At 43.8% G+C, this 18,330-nt stretch carries 16 protein-coding genes and 1 pseudogene; 16 read left to right on the top strand and 1 reads right to left on the bottom strand.

The features are described from left to right. Nucleotides 1–52: 52 nt before the first annotated feature. The 16 genes from EBI00_RS14935 (at nucleotide 53) to EBI00_RS14860 (ending at nucleotide 17,115) form a co-directional block, all read left to right on the top strand. The gene (locus tag EBI00_RS14935; RefSeq protein ID WP_123096742.1) at nucleotides 53–445 is read left to right on the top strand and encodes an FmdB family zinc ribbon protein; all 393 of its coding nucleotides are present in this window, start codon (nucleotides 53–55) and stop codon (nucleotides 443–445) included. 21 nt (nucleotides 446–466) lie between these two features. Then, nucleotides 467–1,447, top strand: coding sequence for a thiamine pyrophosphate-dependent dehydrogenase E1 component subunit alpha (locus EBI00_RS14930; protein WP_123096741.1), 981 nt, complete (start codon nucleotides 467–469; stop codon nucleotides 1,445–1,447). 19 nt (nucleotides 1,448–1,466) lie between these two features. Next, nucleotides 1,467–2,450, top strand: a complete 984-nt coding sequence (locus tag EBI00_RS14925; protein WP_123096740.1) for an alpha-ketoacid dehydrogenase subunit beta — start codon at nucleotides 1,467–1,469, stop codon at nucleotides 2,448–2,450. Next, the gene (locus EBI00_RS14920) at nucleotides 2,450–3,454 is read left to right on the top strand and encodes a biotin/lipoyl-containing protein (protein ID WP_123096739.1); all 1,005 of its coding nucleotides are present in this window, start codon (nucleotides 2,450–2,452) and stop codon (nucleotides 3,452–3,454) included. The genes EBI00_RS14925 and EBI00_RS14920 overlap by 1 nt, the downstream gene beginning before the upstream one ends. 10 nt (nucleotides 3,455–3,464) lie before the next feature. Further along, nucleotides 3,465–4,901: an NAD-dependent succinate-semialdehyde dehydrogenase gene (locus tag EBI00_RS14915; protein WP_123096738.1), complete on the top strand. Its 1,437-nt coding sequence runs from the start codon at nucleotides 3,465–3,467 to the stop codon at nucleotides 4,899–4,901. Nucleotides 4,902–4,905: 4 nt separating this feature from the next. Next, nucleotides 4,906–5,742: a 2-oxo acid dehydrogenase subunit E2 gene (locus EBI00_RS14910; protein ID WP_123096737.1), complete on the top strand. Its 837-nt coding sequence runs from the start codon at nucleotides 4,906–4,908 to the stop codon at nucleotides 5,740–5,742. A 3-nt stretch (nucleotides 5,743–5,745) separates the two neighbouring features. Next, the gene (lpdA, locus tag EBI00_RS14905; RefSeq protein ID WP_123096736.1) at nucleotides 5,746–7,113 is read left to right on the top strand and encodes a dihydrolipoyl dehydrogenase; all 1,368 of its coding nucleotides are present in this window, start codon (nucleotides 5,746–5,748) and stop codon (nucleotides 7,111–7,113) included. A 354-nt stretch (nucleotides 7,114–7,467) separates the two neighbouring features. Next, nucleotides 7,468–9,006 carry a xanthine dehydrogenase small subunit gene (gene xdhA / locus EBI00_RS14900; RefSeq protein ID WP_123096735.1) on the top strand — a complete coding sequence of 513 codons (1,539 nt, stop codon included), beginning with the start codon at nucleotides 7,468–7,470 and terminating at the stop codon, nucleotides 9,004–9,006. After that, nucleotides 8,999–11,365, top strand: coding sequence for a xanthine dehydrogenase molybdopterin binding subunit (gene xdhB / locus EBI00_RS14895; RefSeq protein ID WP_123096734.1), 2,367 nt, complete (start codon nucleotides 8,999–9,001; stop codon nucleotides 11,363–11,365). The genes xdhA and xdhB overlap by 8 nt, the downstream gene beginning before the upstream one ends. Further along, on the top strand, nucleotides 11,362–12,234 hold the full coding sequence (xdhC, locus tag EBI00_RS14890; protein WP_123096733.1) for a xanthine dehydrogenase accessory protein XdhC: 873 nt from the start codon (nucleotides 11,362–11,364) through the stop codon (nucleotides 12,232–12,234). Before xdhB ends, xdhC begins: the two co-directional genes overlap by 4 nt. Before the next feature lie 405 nt (nucleotides 12,235–12,639). Further along, entirely contained in the window at nucleotides 12,640–12,873 is a 234-nt protein-coding gene (locus EBI00_RS14885; RefSeq protein ID WP_123096732.1) for a ribbon-helix-helix domain-containing protein, read from the top strand. Further along, on the top strand, nucleotides 12,860–13,123 hold the full coding sequence (locus tag EBI00_RS16295) for a type II toxin-antitoxin system RelE family toxin (RefSeq protein WP_123096731.1): 264 nt from the start codon (nucleotides 12,860–12,862) through the stop codon (nucleotides 13,121–13,123). Before EBI00_RS14885 ends, EBI00_RS16295 begins: the two co-directional genes overlap by 14 nt. Nucleotides 13,124–13,450: 327 nt before the next feature. Next, nucleotides 13,451–13,768, top strand: a complete 318-nt coding sequence (locus EBI00_RS14875; RefSeq protein WP_123096730.1) for an antibiotic biosynthesis monooxygenase family protein — start codon at nucleotides 13,451–13,453, stop codon at nucleotides 13,766–13,768. A gap of 381 nt (nucleotides 13,769–14,149) precedes the next feature. Further along, entirely contained in the window at nucleotides 14,150–14,875 is a 726-nt protein-coding gene (locus EBI00_RS14870; protein ID WP_123096729.1) for a DUF2971 domain-containing protein, read from the top strand. Between the two features lie 203 nt (nucleotides 14,876–15,078). Beyond that, nucleotides 15,079–16,401 (top strand): hypothetical protein, encoded by a 1,323-nt coding sequence (locus EBI00_RS14865; RefSeq protein WP_123096728.1) that lies wholly within the window; start codon nucleotides 15,079–15,081, stop codon nucleotides 16,399–16,401. A gap of 156 nt (nucleotides 16,402–16,557) precedes the next feature. Further along, nucleotides 16,558–17,115: a hypothetical protein gene (locus EBI00_RS14860; RefSeq protein WP_123096727.1), complete on the top strand. Its 558-nt coding sequence runs from the start codon at nucleotides 16,558–16,560 to the stop codon at nucleotides 17,113–17,115. A gap of 317 nt (nucleotides 17,116–17,432) precedes the next feature. Here EBI00_RS14860 and EBI00_RS14855 read toward each other — a convergent pair. Further along, nucleotides 17,433–18,330: pseudogene (locus tag EBI00_RS14855) on the bottom strand (hypothetical protein); the annotation flags it as partial.

The raw sequence follows: 18,330 nt of genomic DNA, 5'->3' as shown, positions 1-18,330 counted from the left end.
GGCTGATTGACCTTTCGGTTCTTTGGCCGTCGATTTTTTTTAAGGAGGCTTTATGCCTATCTATACCTACGAATCTACAGCAACAGGCGAACGCTTTGACTTCATGCAAAAAATGGCCGATCCGCGATACACGCAACACCCAGAAACGGGCGAAGAGCTCGTTAGAGTGATTGTTCCAGGTGTTTCGATTCGTTACAACGGAATCAGAGAGCACGTCAAGGTGAATAAAAAATCCCCTGCCGCCACAGCATGTGGATGCGCATCAAACAGTGCGCTTGCACAGCAAATGTTTGCCAATTCTCGTGAAACGCCACGCTACGGCTCGATTGATAGTCGTCGTACAGTAACTGGCGGTGTCAGTGAGCAAAAGCACAGCAGTCACAGTCATGGTTCTGGTTGCGGACATAGTCATAGTCATGGTTCAAGCTGTGGTCACAATCATTAATTTAATTAGAGAGAGTGGAAAATGACAAATCTAACAACAAAAGACATACCACGCTTACTGCAAGCTTATCGACAAATGGTGACCATTCGAGAATTTGAAGACAATGCGAATGAATTATACCTAACCGCAAAAATGCCAGGTTTAACTCACATGTACAGCGGCCAAGAAGCGGTTGCCGTAGGGATTTGTGAGGCTTTAAAAAGTACTGATTATATCACCAGTACGCACCGAGGGCACGGTCATTGTGTTGCTAAAGGGGCCAACCTTAAATTGATGTTTTGTGAGCTGCTTGGAAAAGAAGAAGGCTACTGCCGAGGCAAAGGTGGCTCAATGCATATTGCTGACCAAAGTAACGGTAATTTGGGGGCAAATGCGATTGTTGGGGGCAGTGCGGGGATAGCAACGGGCGCAGCACTTCGCTCTAAAATGTTAGGCAAAGACGATGTTACTGTGTGTTTCTTTGGCGATGGTGCCCTAGGGCAAGGCTTGCTCTATGAAGTAATGAACATGGCCGCGCTGTGGAGTCTCCCTGTTATATATGCTTGTGAAAACAACATGTATGGGGAATACACGCATGTTGACGAGATGGCGGCTGGCTCTTTGACAGCCAGAGCTGAGGCGTTTGGCATTGAGACACATAGAGTCGATGGTCAAGATTTTGTTGCAGTGAATGCGCTGTCAGAAAAATTAGTGGCACGTGCTCGCGAAGGAGAAGGTCCATTTTTTATTGTCTTGGATACTTATCGTTATCATGGTCACCACGTTGGTGATGTTAATAGAACCTATTACCGCAGCAAAGAAGAAGAGCAGCATTGGAAAACGGAGCGTGACCCCATTTTGCTTTTGGCCGAGGTGCTTGTTTCCAATGAATGGGCGACTCAGCAAGAGTTGGATGAGTTCAAAGCGGCAATAAAAAAAGAGGCTGCCGATGCCGTGAGTTATGCGCTGGATGCTCCATATCCAGATGAATCCGAAGTCGATATGCACGTGTTCGTCGATTAATAGAGACTGGAGAATTTTAATGAGAAATATTACATGGTCGCAAGCAATGAACGAAGCCATTGCTGAAGAGATGCGACACGATGAAACGGTTTTTATTATGGGCGAAGATGTTGCTGAAGCGGGCACGCCGTTCAAAGTTACATCAGGCTTAGTAGAAGAGTTTGGTACACAGCGCGTTCTAGATACGCCAATTTCAGAGCCCGGATTTATGGGAATGGCCGTAGGTGCGTCTTTAACAGGTATGAGACCCATTGTGGATTTGATGTTTGGGGATTTCATTTACTTGATCATGGATCAGCTCGCTAACCAAGCCGCTAAACAGCATTACATGTCTGGGGGTAAGCTGACTGTTCCTTTGGTCGTGCGCACGAATATGGGTGCTACGCGACGAAGTGCGGCTCAACACAGTCAAAGTCTACAAGCCCTTGTTGCACATATTCCTGGTATTAAAGTTGCGATGCCATCTACGCCTTATGAAGTTAAAGGCTTGATGAAAACAGCCATTCGCGATAACAACCCAGTGGTTATTTTTGAAGATAAGCTGTCATATCAAATGAAAGGTCCTGTTCCTGAAGAGGAATATTTCATTCCGTTTGGACAAGCTAATGTTATTTCACAAGGCACAGACATTACACTGATCGGCACATCATCAATGGTGCAGGTTTGTGAAGAAGCGGCCTTAATCCTAGCAGAAAAAGGCATCAGTGCCGAAGTCATTGACGTCCGTACCATCGCACCATTAGATGAACACACTTTGGTTGAATCTGTTAAGAAAACAGGACGTGCCATCGTGGTGGATGAAGGTCATCAAAGTTTTGGTGTCACCTCAGAGATTGTGGCTCGATTAAATGAACAAGCATTTTACTATTTAGATGCCCCGTTGACTCGAATGGGCGCGATGGATGTACCTATTCCATTTTCTCCAGCATTAGAAGATCTCACCGTACCAACGGCTGCTGGAGTGGCCGATAAAGCGGTTAAGCTTGTAACGGGAGAACGCTAATGTCACACGATATTATTATGCCTGTTCTTGGCATGAACCAAGATACCGGGATTATAGCTGAATGGCTTAAACAGCCAGGAGAGTGGGTCGCTTCAGGTGATGTGGTTATGTCTGTTGAGACAGACAAAGCCGTTCAAGACATTGAATCTAGGTATGAAGGTTACCTGTCTCATGTGAAATACGAGGCGGGTGCGGAAGTGCCCGTTGGAGATGTTATTGCTCAACTTACCGCGCAGCCTGAGTCAGATCTTGACTCAGCTAGCCCAGAAGTAGATACCAGCAAGGCGGTCACTACTGAAGCCCCTGTCGCTGAAAAAGCGCCTGTTCAAGTGACAACGCCACAACCATCTCATAATACGGGATTGGTAAAAACAGAATTGCCGTCCGTTGGTGGGAAAATTCTCGCGTCTCCTAAAGCGAAATCCTTGTTAAGAGACCGCGGCATAGCGATATCGGATCTGACGGATGACGGGGTACAACAACCGATCCATGCGGCTGACGTGATGGCTTATGAGCCAAAAATCCGACAAAAACACGTCGCATCTAGTATGGGGAAAGTACACAGTGTCGTCAGTCCAGATGCGATAGTCGTAACAGAACAGTGGTTAGCGTCGGATGAATTGTCTGTATCTCGTGCCGAATTGCTTGCGGTGTTGGTCGCTGGTGCATTGCGTTATACCAAGGTCATTGAGTCTGATCTCGACTGCAGTGTGGTCATTCCAGCTGATGATTGTTGTCTGCTTAATCCTGATCTTGTGGGGTTGGGGGATTTGCAAAAATCACAGGATGAAAACGGTTTTGTCAGTCTTTGGGATTTTACCGAGTCATCCATTGCCGGGTTTGAATTAGACAGCGACGCTAAGTTGAATATCAGTGTGTTTGGCGGGGAGCAGTGGACGGTTGAATTGCGTTTTGATACGAACGTTATTCGTCCGAAACAAGCCATTGTGTTGTTATCTGAAATAACACGTCGAATTTCGCAGCCTCTTCGTCAATTGCTATAGGAATCTGGTTATGACTATTTTTAAAAATCAGCTGTACATCAATGGCGAATGGCGTGATTCATCTTCGAAGAAGGTGTTTGATGTGATCAACCCTGCTGATGAGACGGTGTTAACCCATTGTGCATCCGCGGAGACAGAAGATGCCTCTTTGGCATTAGACGCAGCGGCCAATGCGGCGCCAGCATGGCGCGGAAAAACACCACGTGAGCGTAGTGAGATTCTTCGCAAAGCGTTTGAATTAATGACGGCGCGTTTGCCAGAGTTTGCCAAACTTATTACCTTAGAAAATGGCAAAGCGAGTAACGACGCCATGGGTGAAGCGGTTTACGCTGCTGAGTTCTTTCGTTGGTTTGCCGAAGAAGCGGTGAGAGCAGATGGTATTTTATCTACCGCGCCGTCGAGTGGTGCTCGAATTCTTGTTCACCATAAACCGGCGGGGATCGCGTATTTGATCACACCATGGAACTACCCTGCAGCAATGGGCACAAGAAAAATCGCCCCTGCATTAGCCGCAGGCTGCACCGTTATCGTTAAGCCAGCGACGGAAACGCCATTAACCTTATTGGCGTTGGTTGCCTTACTAGAAGAAGCGGGTGTGCCAAAAGGGGTGGTTAATGTTATCCCAACTCAACACCCCAGAGAGGTTTCTGAGGTCATTATGAATGACCCTAGAGTAAGAGTGGTTTCTTTTACTGGATCAACCGCGGTTGGCAGAAACTTACTCAAGCAGTCTGCTAATCAAGTCTTAAAGCCTGCTATGGAATTAGGCGGCAATGCGCCACTCATTGTGGCTCATGACGCCGACATCGATGTTGCGGTGACGGGCGCTATGCTGGCAAAAATGCGCAATTTAGGCGAGGCCTGTACAGCGGCAAATCGTTTCTATGTGCATGAATCTATTGCGGATGTGTTTACAGAAAAATTCACTCAAGCCATGTCCAAGTTGAAAATGGGCAACGGTTTAGAAACGGGTGTGGATGTTGGGCCACTGGTGAATGCGGCTACGAGAGACAAGGTGAGTCACTTTGTTAACGATGCTGTGCAACGTGGCGCGAAAGTTGAGTTGGGCGGTGAATTACCAACCGGATCTGGCTTCTTTTATCCGCCAACGGTCCTAAGCAATGTGCCAGAGGGCGCAGAGTGTTTATCCGATGAGATTTTCGGTCCGGTTGCTGTTATTCAAACTTTTAGTGACGAAGCGGATGTCATAAAAAGAGCCAACGATACGGAGTATGGATTGGTCGCTTATGTCTTTACAGAAGACATGAAGCGTGGCTTGCAGATATGCGAACAACTTGAATTTGGTATGGTCGGTTTAAACCGCGGTTTAGTATCTGATCCAGCCGCGCCATTTGGTGGCGTAAAACAGTCAGGGTTAGGTCGTGAAGGCGGTCATGAAGGTCTATTAGAATTCATGGAATCACAATATATTTCAACGGTGTGGTGATCAGATGAAAACACTCATTCCCAATACGACGCCTTCCAAGCGAGCGCAGGCTTTTGCTGGTGGCGATGTAGAATCGACGGGTACATCACAATCAAATCCGGCTTCAAATGCGGCTAAATATTGGCAAGTTGATCACAGTGCTTATGGTGAAGTGACGCAAGAGCCTTTGAGTAAAATTGCTTTATTGGCGGCAGAGAATCTGTTGGTCGCTTCTCAAACGATTCCAACAGTTACCCATGGTGATAAAGCGAATGTGGATCAACTCGAAGCTTTTAGGCGTTCCTTAAAAGATGAAATGCTGTCGTTAAACGTCAAGCTATCGTCATTGGCGTTTTTTGTTAAAGCGTTGGCAAAAGCATTGAAGCAATTCCCTCGCTTTAACAGTTCATTGACCCCAGACTTTTCGTCGTTAGTACTAAAAAGTTACGTTCATATTGGTATTGCGGTCGACACGGACTATGGTTTGGTTGTGCCAGTTATTCGAAACGCAGACAAAAAAGGCCTTGTTGAAATTGCTAATGAAATCATTGAATTATCGACTGCAGCGAGAGAGAAAAAGTTGAAGAGTAGCCATTTTGGTGGTGCCTCAATAACGATTTCAAGCCTTGGTGGTATTTCAGGGACACACTTCACACCGATCGTTAATCCACCAGAGGTGGCTATTCTCGGTATTACAAAAACGGTAGTGGAGCCTGTGTGGAATGGTGAAGTGTTTTTACCCGAAAGCAAGCTGCCCCTTGATTTAACGTACGACCACCGTGTGATCAATGGGGCAGAAGCCGCCAAATTCCTTAAATATTTTTGCTCTCTACTTGATGAGCCAAAAAGACTGATGGTGTAAATCATGGCAGACGTTCAATTATTAGTACTCGGTGGCGGACCAGGAGGTTATGCGGCCGCTTTTCGTGCAGCAGACCTTGGGCTAAATGTTTTAATCGTTGAAGGGAGAGATACCCTAGGCGGTGTCTGTCTTAATGAAGGCTGCATTCCTTCTAAAGCCTTACTGCATGTTGCGAAAATTATTCGCGAAGCCAAACAGGCTGAACATTATGGTGTTGTGTTCCAGCCTCCTAAAATTGATATTAAAAAGTTGATCAACAGTAAGGATCAAATAGTAGGCAATTTAACGGGTGGATTGGGCGGATTAGCTTCTCGTCGAAAAGTGAAAGTGGTTCATGAAAAAGGGGTATTTATTGGGCCTAATACCTTACAAGCAGGGAACGATGTTTTTACATTTGAGCATGCCATTATTGCCGTGGGTTCACGCACTGTTGCGTTAGCTAACTGGCCAACACACAAACGAATTTGGGATTCTACTCGCGCTTTGGAAATGCCTGAGGTGCCTGAAAATCTTGCTATTGTTGGGGCGGGCATTATTGGCTTGGAAATGGCGACCATTTACAGCGCTCTTGGCTCAAAGGTCACATTGGTTGAGCTTAGTAAAGATCTGTTGCCCATGGTGGATAAAGAGGCGGTAAAAATACTCCGTCAACAGCTTAGTAACTTTGGTTGTGAATTTCTTTTGGGTACTTCAGTTGACCAAGTGACTCCTTCGGATACAGGGGTTTCTCTGGCATTTAGCGACGGGCACAGCAGAGATTATGATGTGGTTATTTCATCGGTTGGTCGGCGTTCAAATGCTGATGGGATTGATTGTGATGCGGCTGGCATTCATCGTAATCAGCAAGACATTATTACCATAGACGATCAATGTCGTACGTCTGTACCGAACATTTTTGCCATTGGAGACGTCACCGGCATGCCAATGTTAGCGCATAGAGCGACGCATCAGGGCAAAGTCGCAGCCGAGGTTATTTGCGGTCATAAAGTGCAAATGAATACCTCTTTGATTCCTTCTGTGGCTTATACCGATCCCGAATTGGCTTGGATTGGATTAAATCTAGAAGAGGCAAAAGAACAGGGTTATCAGCCGAAAACAACGTCCTTTCCTTGGCTTGCCAGTGGTCGAAATCTGGCGTCTGGCGGCCATGACGGTTTGACTAAGATTGTCTACTGTACGGAATCACATCGTATTTTGGGTGGTACCATCATTGGTATGAATGCGGGTGAATTGTTAGCAGAACTCACATTGGCAATAGAGATGTGTGCCACACTAGAAGACCTTGCCCTTGTTGTTCATGCTCATCCGACACTGTCAGAAACCCTAGCTTTTGCTGCTGAAAGAGCGCTCGGTACTTTGACCGATCTATAGTACTGTAACGATCGAAATCACGCTCGTTTTCTTACGATCTACCTAATCTAACCTCTCTCTATGAGTGTCTTTTACCAGCCTTAAACCTTTATTATGGGTTTAAGGCTGGTTTTTTTTGGCTCTGTGAAAGGCAAGCTCGCGACTTTTTGTATCTAACGGCCACGACATTGCGTTCGCAAAATTGCAGACTGTGATGATCTCCAGCGTAAAAAATGCAGATAAAAAGTGCTAGATTGCTTGTTAGGTCAGTATTATTAGTTTTTAATTAAAACCTTGTACGATTGGTCAGCTTTTTGCATTTCAACTATTATTACAGCCACCATCATAGACACTATTTTCAATAAGGAGAGCGCTTTGAAATTGATACTAAACGATGAGCTCATCGAAGAGAACACGCTCCCTAGCGACTTTACCGCTTTGCGTTACCTAAGAGAGAAGCGTGGATTAACGGGGACAAAAGAAGGCTGTGCATCTGGCGATTGCGGTGCATGCACGCTTCTTGTTGGAGCATTGGAGGACGGTGAACTGACGTATTCGACGCTAAATTCGTGCATCACACCAATGCAATCTTTGACGGGAAAGCATGTTGTCTCGGTTGAGTATTTGTCCAAGACGGGTGAATTGCACCCAGCGCAGCAAGCCATGGTAGAATCTCATGGCTCTCAGTGCGGTTTTTGTACGCCAGGTTTTGTATTGTCCTTGGCTGGGCTTTATGAAAATAAACAGAGCAGCGAACAGCCAATCGACCGTGAAGCGGTTTGCGATGCGATCTCTGGCAACTTATGTCGTTGCACTGGCTATCGCCCGATCATTGATGCGGGCTTGTCCATGTTTAAAGAGTCCATGTTTAAAGAGTCAATGGTTAAAGAGCCGATGATTGAAGGCTCTAATGAAACGCCTTATGTCGAGCTGATGAGTAAAAACGACAGTATCAAAACTCAGCTTGAAGGTTTACAAACAGAACCACATGACAGCAGCAACTATTTACAACCTACCGATTTAGAGCAACTCGCGCACGCGTTGAAATCCAATCCAGCAGCGACCTTGATCGCCGGTGGCACAGACTTGATGCTAGAAAACACTCAACGCTATCGTGATTTTGACGCCTTGATCGATGTATCTTGCGTGGCCGAGCTAAAACATTTACACATTGGTGAAACATCCTTGACCATCGGCGCCTCGGTGACTTACAGCGAGTTGGAAGATTTCAGCAAGACGCTTTACCCGCAGATGAATGCTTTGCTAAGTCGCATTGCCTCTAGACAAATTCGTAACCGCGGCACGATTGGCGGCAACGTCGCGAATGCCTCACCGATTGCCGATTTACCGCCATTATTATTGGCGTTTGATGCAGACATTCAATTGCTTAAAAACGACGGCAGTACAAGAGTGGTGAATATCGCGGACTTTTACCAAGGCTACAAACAAACGCAACTAGCGAAAGATGAGATGATCGCCTCGTTTGACGTATCTCTCGATAAGCTCGCGCAATTCCATCGTTTTTATAAAGTCTCGAAACGCATGGAAGACGATATTTCCAGTGTCATGTTGGCGGTTCGATTTGAAGAGAAAAATGGTACGTTAACTGACGTGCGTTTGGCATTTGGTGGCATGGCAGCCACACCGATTCGTGGATTAAAAGCCGAAGCGGCGTTGACAGGTAAACTGATCAATGACGAGCAAGCGTTAAACCAATCCATCGAAGCATTGCGCAGTGAATTAACGCCAATGAGTGACATGCGAGCCAGCTCAAATTATCGATTGGATATGGCCTGTAACCTGATCCGCAAAGCGTGGCTGGAACTGAACGGCACCGACGTGGTGACTTTCTCAGGTCATGCTGTCAGCGACTCAATTTTATCGACTGGTTCGGAGGCAAGCAATCATGCGTAAACTTCCACAAGATTTTACTTTAGGCGCAAAAAACGCTGCTAATAATAGACTGTTGCCCGTACATGAATCGGCTATCAAACACGTAACTGGGCAAGCGGTTTACATTGACGACATGCCTGAATGGCCAAATGAATTGCATGTGGCGACGGGGTTATCGACCGAAGCACACGCCGATATTGTGTCGATTAATTTGGACAAAGTTCGCGCCTATCCAGGCGTGGTGGATGTAATCGTTCAGGCAGATATTCCCGGCGAAATTGATGTATCGCCTGTTTTGAGTGGCGACTTGCTGCTGGCTGGCGATTTTGTACACTTCATCGGGCAATCGATTTTTGCGGTCGCAGCCACCAGTCTACGCGCTGCCAAACAAGCGGTTGCGCTGGCGCAGATTGAATATAAACCGCGAGAAGCAACCTTGCATCCTCGTCAATCGTTAGAGCGCCAAGAGTTTGTCTTGCCAACTCACACCATCAGCTGTGGCGATGCCAAGGGCGCACTAGAAAGCGCGCCAAACAAGCTTAAATCGGACATGTACATCAAAGGCCAAGAGCATTTTTATTTGGAAGGGCAGATCAGTGTCGCGACTCCCAATGAAGATGGCGGCGTTCAAGTATTCGCTTCGTCTCAGCATCCTGCCGAAGTGCAAAAGCTGGTGGCGCGTGTGCTGGGATTGCCAGTGGCACAAGTTCTTGTCGAAGTACGACGCATGGGCGGCGGCTTTGGTGGTAAAGAATCTCAAGCGGCTGTTTTAGGTTGTATGGCAGCAGTGCTCGCCGTACGTAACCGTTGTCCGGTGAAATATCGCATGCCACGCCAAGATGACATGGTGCAAACTGGCAAACGTCATGACTTCTGGAACAGCTACCAAGTGGGCTTTTCTGATGCAGGGGAAATCCTCGCGGCAGAATACGACATGGTGGGCAAATGTGGCTGTACCGCAGATTTGTCAGACGGCGTCGTCGATCGTGCTATGTTCCATGCGGACAATGCTTACTTCTTGCCGAACGCTCGCATCAGCGGCTATCGCGGCAAAACCCACACGGTGTCTAATACCGCTTTTCGAGGCTTTGGCGGACCTAAAGGTGTTTTACTGGCGGAAAATGTCATCGAAGAAATCGCCTGCGCGGTAGGCAAAGATTCGTTGGATATTCGCAAACTCAATTGTTATCAAACGGATAAAGACACCACGCCGTATGGGCAAAAAATTGACGAAGATGTGCTGCTGACGCTTATCGAAGAATTGGAAACAAGCTCAGATTATCGCGCTCGTCGCGAGGCGATTAACGCCTTCAACAAACAGAATCCTTTCCTGAAAAAAGGTCTAGCGCTCACGCCTGTTAAGTTCGGTATTTCCTTTACCTCGAAACACTTAAACCAAGGGGGCGCTTTGCTGCATATCTATACTGATGGCAGTGTGCATGTAAGTCACGGCGGAACGGAAATGGGGCAGGGACTTTATACCAAGGTGGCGCAGATTGTTGCCAAAGCCTTTGGCATTGATTACCAACGTGTCAACGTGGGTTCTACTCGTACTGACAAAGTGCCAAACGCATCGCCAACCGCGGCATCAGCAGGAACGGATTTGAACGGCATGGCGGCACTGGATGCCGCAATGACGATTAAAGGTCGCTTGCAAGAATTCGCCATGGAGCATTTTGCTATCGCCGCCGATGCCTTCGCTATTGAAGACGATCAAGTCATTCTAGGCAGCGAGATAATGAGCTTTCCTGAATTCATCAAATTGGCGTACATGAACCGCGTGTCTTTGTCGTCTACGGGTTTTTATAAGACACCCAAAATTGGCTACGACCGCAAAGCGGCCAAAGGCCGACCATTTTTGTACTTTGCCAATGGCGCCGCTGTGGCCGAAGTGATCGTCGATACTTTTACCGGCGAATACAAAGTCACGCAGGTTGATATCTTGCACGATGTGGGTGATTCGATTAACGCGGATATCGACATCGGCCAAATCGAAGGCGCGTTTGTACAAGGCATGGGCTGGCTCACCTCAGAAGAATTAAGCTGGGATGACAAAGGCCGCATTACCACCAACAGCCCTGCGAATTACAAGATTCCAACTTCAGCGGATATTCCTGAAAAATTCACCGTCAAACTGTTTGATCGTTCCAACAGTGAAGAATCGGTTTATCGTTCTAAAGCCGTAGGTGAACCGCCATTGATGTTAGGGATTTCCGTTTGGTGTGCGTTAAAAGACGCCTGTGCTTCGGTTGCCGATCACAAGATCTCGCCACCATTAGCTGTACCAGCTACACCAGAAGCGGTTTTTTACGCCATGCAAGCCGCGCAAAATCATAAAGCAGGAGTTAATGGAGAAGTAGCGAAGGAAGCAAGCCTATGATGTCTTCCATGAGTTGGGTTCATGCTTTACAGGAAGTAGAAAAAGCAGGGCAAGCTTGGGTGATTGCCACCGTGATCGGCACCCAAGGTTCTGCGCCTCGGGAATCATCGAGCAAGATGATCATTACTGAGGAACACAGCTTCGACACCATCGGCGGCGGACAGCTGGAATACGCTGTTTGCCAAAAAGCCCGCGCGATGTTGCAAGATGCGTCTTCGCCTTCTCATGTGTTGGAAAACTTTCCGCTCGCCGCCAAGACCAACCAATGTTGCGGCGGCACAGTCAGCGTATTGTTGGAATATTTTCCAGAGCCAGCCAACAAAATCACCATCTTTGGCATGGGACACGTAGCAAGCACTTTAGTGAGTGTATTGGGAAACATGCAGGCAAAAATCTCATGGGTCGACAGCCGTGAGAATCTCGCTCAAGACCACAACATCAAAGGCTTACCGAGTAACGTCACACCGTTTTTGTATGAATCCATGTTAGATCACATCGACCACATGGGCCATAACGAAATCGCCTTAGTCATGACCCACGACCACGCATTGGACTATCAGCTAGTGGAAGCGTTATTGGATCGAAAAGACTGCCGATTCATCGGCCTAATCGGCTCGAAAACCAAAGCCCTGCGCTTCAAAAAACGCCTCGTCAGCGCTTCCTTTAGCCAAGCGGAAATCGACTCAGTACATTGCCCAGTGGGTTTAAACGAAATCGCAGGCAAGAAACCCTTCGAAATCGCCATCTCCATCGCAGGGCAAATCATCCAAATCACCCAAACCAAAGCAGAAACGAAAAAGGGCAGCGGACTGACTTGGAAAGAAATCAACAACGCTTTAAGTGACGTGAAAGAAAGCTCAGTGGTTTAGTTAGCAGATTAAAATGAGCTTTTGGGGTTGAATTGAAACAAATGACATTCCTCCTTCGCTGTATTTTTAAAGAAAAGTACCGCCTACCTCGTAGGAATGTCATTTTTCAATTCTAGCTTGTTTAGCGGTGGTTAAAGTCTTTTGACCTCGTTCTTGGCGTTGGCCTTGCTCCGCATCAACCTTGTAAGTTGTTGATTTAAATTTTTTTTTAGGTCGCGGCTTTAGCCCGACAACGTAATTTTTCCCTCCCCTTATGCCTTCCAAGGGGAGGGCGAGGGAGGGGTTATTGCCTAGCCGTTTGACCTCGCTCTTGGCGTTCGTTTTGCTCGTATAAATTAGCTTTTTGATGTTTTAACGTTATAGCGCTACAATGTTGAGACTCCAAAAAAATCGTCGAGGTATGACATGAGTAATTTATCAAAACGTTCAACCATTTACTTTGAGCCTGCGATCCATCAAGCGCTAAAAATGCGAGCGGCATCATCAGATGTTTCTATTTCAGAACTAATTGATGAAGCGGTACGCTTGCTGATGAGAGAAGATCAAGAAGACCTTGCTGCCATATCTGAACGAGTAAATGAGCCAGAGGTGACTTATGAAATTTTTCTAAATGAGCTAAAAGCGAATGGCAAAATATAAAATTTCTTTCAAAAAGTCAGTTAGCAAAGATTTTAAGAATATTCCTAAAAAAGACGTACCCAAAATATTGCAAAAGATCGAAAGTCTCGCTGACAACCCAAGAGCAGAAGGCTGCATCAAACTATCGGGATTGGATAACTATCGTGTAAGGCAAGGTTTATATCGGATTATCTATGAGATAAGGGATGATATATTGATCATAAACGTGATCAAAGTCGCACACAGATCTTCTGTATATAAAAATAATTAGCTTCACTCTCGGCGTTAGCCTTGCCCCACAACACCCACTATCTTCAATCGTAGCGCGCGATTAGCGAAGCAGCTTTTTTAAGGAAATTCCATTGTTCTAACGAATAACTCATTCAAACTGCGGACAAGTTTCTTCCCCTTTCTTCAAGGGGAAGACGGAAGATGGGGTTCTTTGGCGCTTCGGAGTTTTTACTCTGCCTTGTCTGAAAAGCAATCAAAAACTGCGAGCTTTTACTGGTGGCTGGTTAGAAAGTCTTTTAGTATCAATGGATAAAGAGAATAGCGCGTATGCGTATGAACATAATGTTGAGTACTTAAAGGAGCAAAGATGTCTCTCATCGCTAACACACCTAATCCGCCATACTACGCGGTAATTTTTACATCTCACCGCACTGAAGGTGATAGCGGTTATGGTCAAATGGCAGATCGAATGGTCGAACTAGCCTTAAAACAACCAGGTTTTTTAGGCATAGAATCGGCACGAGAGGATGTTGGAATTACTGTTTCATATTGGTCTGATCTTGAGTCCATTAGGCAGTGGAAAGCACATGCAGAGCATCAACAAGCCCAAAAACTTGGCCATGAAAAATGGTATTCATCATTCAAAACTCGCATATCGAAAGTAGAGCGCGACTACGGTATTTAGCAAACCAATGCATCCTATCTCAATACGCTGCGCTTCTTTCTGTGGAAATTTAGGGTCAGATGAAAAATAGCAAGCGTTACCACTTGGTGCTATCAGTGTATAAAGCGGATCAGGTATAAGGGCTTAGGGAATTACTTGCCTCTCGGATCAAATCGCGCTAAAAAGAGCAAATAAAGAATCGACATAGCGGCGATCAACGACGATCTGAAGCGGCATAGTCCAAACAGGCTTTGGTATTGAGCGAGTTATATAACAGGGAAGTCCTACCATGAAAAAAGCAAATCACCTATATAGCAACGCAGCCGTTCAACAGTGGGTTATAGCCACAGCTACGCTGCAGTATAACCCTTAATTGTTAAAAACCTTAGAATGGAATTCATCGTGAGTAAGGTGCAAACTTTCTATAAATATAAATCACTAAATAATTTTGAGTTCTTACTTGATTTACTTCTGAAAGAAAGGTTGTACGCAGCTCGACATCATGAGCTTAACGATCCTATGGAAGGGGTGATAAAAATTGATGGAACAATTCCTAAGGAAAAAGAACAGGAGTGGGATGAGTTAATAAAGGATTTTCGAGTGGTTTGCTTCAGTAGAGATAAGGATAACCCTTTAATGTGGTCTCACTATGCTGATGGTGCGAGAGGATGTCTTATTGAGCTTCAGCTCTTAGATGGTCAAGAGGTTCATAAGGTTTCATATTTAAAGAAGCCTTCATTAACTGAGCGCCATATCTCTCGAGAGAAAGCAGCTGAGATACTCATATATAAAGAAAAGCCATGGAAGTATGAGGGGGAGAGTCGTTGCTTATTGGACGGAAATGAAGAATTCTTACCAGTTAGCATTAAGTCGATAACATTCGGGAGCAGAGCTGACAAATCAAAAGTTGATATGCTTTTACACATTCTCAAACTCTGCAAACCGGGATTGAAAACGTATAGAATGAGTGAGCAGAGATTAGTCAAGGGCGTTCAATTTATCTCAACTGGTTCTCGAATCTATATGGCAGATCGAACAGGAACTAAAGACTATTGCCCGCAATGCAGTGAAATAAAGCTAACTCAAGATAACTTCGTTGGGTTGCATCGGGATTGGAAAGGTTTTTAACAAGAGTAAGCAGGTGACCCCAAAAACGCTGCGCTTTTATGATCACCTGTTAGAAGCGTTAATAGAATTTATGAATTAACACTGCATAATTTTACAAGTTGAGGCTGCTTTTCTGCTGTACTGTAATTCAGCCAAAAATTAGAGCGTTAGCAGCAAGAAAAAGCTATTACTAAAAAATTAAGAGTCATAAAAAGGATTATAAATTGAAGAGTTTAAGTTCAAGAATCATAAAGCAAGTATCAAGCGTTGGTATTGGTGCCGGTACTGTGGTTTCATTTATTAGTGATTTTTTAATACCTATTGCACCATTTGCTTTATGGCTTGGTTTAGCCTCATTAACACTTTTCATTATTATGGCACTTTTTAGATTAGCTGTGCCAACATCAAAACCGCCAGTTGGATATGAAGGGATATGGTTTGCTCCAGTAGCATTAAGTACTATATTTTTCAGTATAGTCTGTCTGACTACTTACTATTATTCAATTCAATATAAAAGTATAGAAGGAGAGAATAAAGGATTTCTAGCTTCTAATATAGAAGTGGTTGAAGTGTTGCAAAATCAATCTCTTTCATTAGAAATAATTAAAGAGATTCAAGAGAAGATACTGAGTGAGAATGAAAAAACAAATACCACTTTAGAGGTTTCAAAAGAAGCTTTATTAGATTCTCTGAATGAACAAATAAAAATAAATGAGGCCATAAACAAATCAAAAAATCTTTTAGCTATATCGCTTGAGGAGCAGCTTAAAATAAATGAAGTTCTTTCTAGCTCGAATAAAACACTTATAGAGCAAAAAGAAATTCAAAAAAATATATACGAGAGCGCTATTAAGAATTTAGAAAATAACATATCAATAAATAACAAAACTAAAAATATTGAGGCGGCTACATTCCTATCTTTTAAATCTCTTAAAGAGTCGCTGATTTCTGGAGATCTGAATACTCTGAAAGAGTTTTCTTCGAAAAATGTCGACTTAGGTTCTGTCAATAAAAAAGCGTCAGAGTATGAATCTCCTATGATTATCGAGATGGTTCATCAAAACAAGAAAAACCCAGAAGAAATTTTAGAATATCTTTTGTCTTTAGATGCTGTAGATTTAGAGGAAGAGCATAAGTTAAGCCTTTTTTCTAATGTGATGTATTATCCATTTTGGCAACTTTTTATAGAGAGAACAGTAGAGGTTGACGATTATATCGTAAAAGGCGCCTCTTTTAAGTCAATGCAGAAAGGAATGGAGAAAAAATATGGCTATATAATTCCTGATGCTCTAGAAGAAAAATACTATCAAACAGTACCATCAGGTGCTGAAAATTTTGATTCTAAGAATAAAAAATATTATTACTCTGGTGCTTGGTTAAATAGCAATGCGATATCTATTTCTATAACTCTCTATTCTGCTTCACTAATTTCAGAAAATAAAAAAGCTGTAGACTTTTTAGAGAAAAGAAAAGCGAATAAGATAGGTTTCTACTTAATGCCAAGTGGTGTGAAAATTTTATTGGATCCAAAGTTCTTGAAGATATAATAAAAAATCTAAATTGTCTTTAGGTAACTAGCACTGATTTTTTAGGAATTTAGAGGAATTTAGGGTCAGATGAAAATAGCACTAGAGAAACTTCCGCACTGCGTTTTCTACCCTCTGCTGGCGGCGTTATGACCCAATGGAGGAAGCGACAAGAGCATGGATAATGTCGAGAAAATAATTTCCGGAAATGTGCAACTGGCAGAGTTTTGGAGCAATAGCCACGACTGGGCGCCAAGCAACGCTGCCAAGTTAATGTCGAAATCTCGATTGGATTGGCAGGTCTCTTTATCACACTCCTTACGAAAGTGGTCATCACTCAAAGAAAACGAAAGTGGAGATCTAATTTTAGCTTGGGTTAACTTGGGGGTACTTGTTGAAGGTAGCATGAAACTGTTTGTATCAGTCTATCTTGACGATTATAGTAATGATGAAGATAAGTATTTGAATTATAAGACTAATGATCAGATTGATCCTGATATTTTGGCTTTTGAAAAGCTAAAGCAGTTTTTTAGAAAAAAGAAATTAGTCAATGAAAAGTGGTTCTCTTTTTTAGATAGAGTCCAACAACGGCGAAATGCAATACATGCATTTAAAGACCGTCCCATTGGAACAGCATACGAATTTTATGAAGATGTAGAGAACTATCTTGGTTTTTTAAGAGATATCAATTGTAGTCTCCCATATCCAGACGAGATGATGAGGCCTACTTTTTAAAATGTGTCATAACAATCGCAAGCACTGCGACTCGCAAACTCGCGTGTGTTGCAAGTGTTAGAGGACAACCTTTTTTAAAGAAAGCGCAACCCTGCAAAAAGAGCACCCGCACCACGTGCCCTTATCCTCTAACCAAAAAATCAATTCCAAACCAGTTTCTCGCCTCTTGATTCACGTCCGATGCGGTTATGCCTATGTCTTTCAGCTGCGCTTCGTTTAGTAGGCTAAAATACCATATTCAACATGTTAATATAGGATCTTAGCCTGCGTTATCAGAAAAATGATATTATCAATATAGAGCAGTTCTTGATGTATCCTTAAATATTTTTAGCAATTAATTCTGCTTTTAATAAACCACCCTTTGTAAAGAGCTTAGCAGAAAAGTTTGGATTTCTTCTAGATTTAAATGCATCAAATATCAGCTTAAGCCCCGATGCCTCTAATAAGGAAATGTTTATTTCCGTATCCATCTCGGCCGATTCTACAAAATCATTCGAAAATGATGGTGCAATAATTAATACCTGAGCAACACGCTTTCCAGAAGATTCGCAGCGATTAACGTAGGCTTTAACTTGGCGAGATGTAGTTGAATATTTAGCAAAATCCCCGTTCTTACAAGTTTTAGCTTCACCAATGATTATATCATCCTCACTCAATGATATAATAATATCGGCTTTATCTTTTGAAGTATTGATGGACCTTCTTAAATCTTCATCTACGTCAAGACCAAGTTGTTCAAAAATAGCTTTAGTTACCTCTTCAAATTTAACTCCAATATCAACTTCAGAAATCTCTATTCCCTCATTCTTTAGGCCTGCAAGATCTCTTTTTGCTAATAATGCGTAATTTTCAATTAGCTTATCGGTAGCATCAGCAAAGCTTTCTAAAATAACTAAGCGTGGATTTCCTCGTCTGCTCACCCCCATATTGTCACGAACTGATTTAATGTCTTCATTTGATAGCATATAAAGAATATCGTGGGGAGTGATACTTAATGCTCTAAGTTTATCGACATCTAGCTCTCCATTATCTTCAATTTCAAAAGTTTGATGTAACACTGATGTAAGTGTTGGGAAGTGCGTTTTTAATGTTGAAAATAGCTCTTTAAAACCAGTAGCGCTGAGGGCATTGAATTCATTTTCTGAGGATGAGTTTAATGATGAAATTATCAAGTCCGCTCTTTCGTCTAGGGAACATGCGATTAAGTCGGTAACA

The organism is Marinomonas hwangdonensis, from assembly GCF_003721245.1.
Classification (GTDB): Bacteria; Pseudomonadota; Gammaproteobacteria; order Pseudomonadales; family Marinomonadaceae; genus Marinomonas; species Marinomonas hwangdonensis.
This window is presented reverse-complemented; position numbering and strand designations above follow the sequence as displayed.

What these genes read in the sequence shown, in the direction of transcription:
- EBI00_RS14935 (WP_123096742.1), top strand. Translation starts at nt 53, where the DNA reads ATGCCTATCTATACCTACGAATCTACAGCAACAGGCGAACGCTTTGAC.
- EBI00_RS14930 (WP_123096741.1), top strand. Translation starts at nt 467, where the DNA reads ATGACAAATCTAACAACAAAAGACATACCACGCTTACTGCAAGCTTAT.
- EBI00_RS14925 (WP_123096740.1), top strand. Translation starts at nt 1,467, where the DNA reads ATGAGAAATATTACATGGTCGCAAGCAATGAACGAAGCCATTGCTGAA.
- EBI00_RS14920 (WP_123096739.1), top strand. Translation starts at nt 2,450, where the DNA reads ATGTCACACGATATTATTATGCCTGTTCTTGGCATGAACCAAGATACC.
- EBI00_RS14915 (WP_123096738.1), top strand. Translation starts at nt 3,465, where the DNA reads ATGACTATTTTTAAAAATCAGCTGTACATCAATGGCGAATGGCGTGAT.
- EBI00_RS14910 (WP_123096737.1), top strand. Translation starts at nt 4,906, where the DNA reads ATGAAAACACTCATTCCCAATACGACGCCTTCCAAGCGAGCGCAGGCT.
- lpdA (WP_123096736.1), top strand. Translation starts at nt 5,746, where the DNA reads ATGGCAGACGTTCAATTATTAGTACTCGGTGGCGGACCAGGAGGTTAT.
- xdhB (WP_123096734.1), top strand. Translation starts at nt 8,999, where the DNA reads ATGCGTAAACTTCCACAAGATTTTACTTTAGGCGCAAAAAACGCTGCT.
- xdhC (WP_123096733.1), top strand. Translation starts at nt 11,362, where the DNA reads ATGATGTCTTCCATGAGTTGGGTTCATGCTTTACAGGAAGTAGAAAAA.
- EBI00_RS14885 (WP_123096732.1), top strand. Translation starts at nt 12,640, where the DNA reads ATGAGTAATTTATCAAAACGTTCAACCATTTACTTTGAGCCTGCGATC.
- EBI00_RS16295 (WP_123096731.1), top strand. Translation starts at nt 12,860, where the DNA reads ATGGCAAAATATAAAATTTCTTTCAAAAAGTCAGTTAGCAAAGATTTT.
- EBI00_RS14875 (WP_123096730.1), top strand. Translation starts at nt 13,451, where the DNA reads ATGTCTCTCATCGCTAACACACCTAATCCGCCATACTACGCGGTAATT.
- EBI00_RS14860 (WP_123096727.1), top strand. Translation starts at nt 16,558, where the DNA reads ATGGATAATGTCGAGAAAATAATTTCCGGAAATGTGCAACTGGCAGAG.